The organism is Acidovorax sp. K2F (assembly GCF_025246485.1).
Lineage (GTDB): Bacteria > Pseudomonadota > Gammaproteobacteria > Burkholderiales > Burkholderiaceae_C > Acidovorax > Acidovorax delafieldii.
The window spans coordinates 1-1,152 of sequence record NZ_JAOBSQ010000102.1 but is presented as its reverse complement, the minus strand read 5'-3'; the positions used below and the strand labels follow the sequence as shown (position 1 = coordinate 1,152).

Genomic DNA, 1,152 nt, shown 5'->3' with positions numbered 1-1,152 from the left:
TGCGCTGTCCACACCAGGTGGCCGCTGTTGTCGCTCAGCTCTTCCGGCAGGCCGTTGAGCTGGGTGTGGAAGTAATACACCTTGCAAAACGAGGTCTAGGCTGTGGCCCCTTGCGTGCCAGTTCCAGGGATGGCTTGTCGTTGCGACTGGGTTTCCAGCATCGCTCAGTATTGCGCTTTCGCCGTTGATGATTTGGAGAGTTTTTGGCTTTCAGCGTCTGTGGGTAGAGCGCTAGCCGCTATCGTTTTTAATTTCTGGATCTGCTGCGTCGGCTCTTGGATGGCTCCAGCCCCCTTGCTCCGTGGCGGCCCCGCTGGCATGAAGGCGCGCCAGCGGTGCATAGCTGACAAACATCGGGACGAAATCAGCCCGCCGGAAATTTCAATACTTCGCCAATCGGCTATATTGGCTTCAGCCCTTTGAACGCAGAAAAATTCTCGAAACATCCCCCGTTTGATCGAATGAAATCAAGAGCATCATCAAAAGAATTAAACTCAGAGATTTTTTCGTAGTCGTGAATATCTTCTACGATGTCCATTTCAGATACGGGAATCTTAAAAAAATAGCAGATGAACTTTGAGCCTTCCCTCTTCATCGCGAACTGAAGAAAGAAAACAACATTACCATCGCACTCTTCACAAGAATAACCCCGCGTCTTTCCCGAATTTATTGCCTCAATAATTTTCTGCACACTCAAAATCATTCCCCTATATCGATTCGAACCATTTTACCGTCCGATTTTTTAATGTTGATATGGGGCTTGGATCCGTGCCCAGTGCCTTTTGGATCATTATGTCCATAAACACGCCCAGTCTTTGAGTCCATCGCGTAGTCTTTACGGTATCGAACTTGACCATCGTTTTTCTTGAACTGCTCCATTTTTCTCTGCTTACGGATACCTTGAGCATCTTGCGACCCAATGCCTCTTACCTTTTGGGCTCCAGGAAATGCTGCTTTTAGCAATTCATCTGCTTCTTTTTTAGTTTTGACGTTAACTGCTGTCCCATTGCCTCCGTTACGCAATGCAGCAATTTTTTTATCGCACGGCGACCACCCCCAAGGATCAATCCAGCTAATGGGGTTGGGCGCATACTGGTGCAGGTTCAATCCGCCCGACAGCCCAATCGGATCCGGCGTCGTAAACGCCCCCAA

The 1,152-nt window shown here is 48.9% G+C and carries 2 protein-coding genes; both read right to left on the bottom strand.

Translation table 11 applies throughout. From position 1 onward, the window contains the following. On the bottom strand, positions 1–80 hold an 80-nt coding region (locus tag N4G42_RS25720; protein WP_409557867.1), incomplete at its 3' end, for an RHS domain-containing protein. Between the two features lie 619 nt (positions 81–699). Beyond that, positions 700–1,152: RHS repeat-associated core domain-containing protein (locus tag N4G42_RS25435; RefSeq protein WP_260669174.1), on the bottom strand; the 453-nt coding region annotated here is incomplete at its 5' end.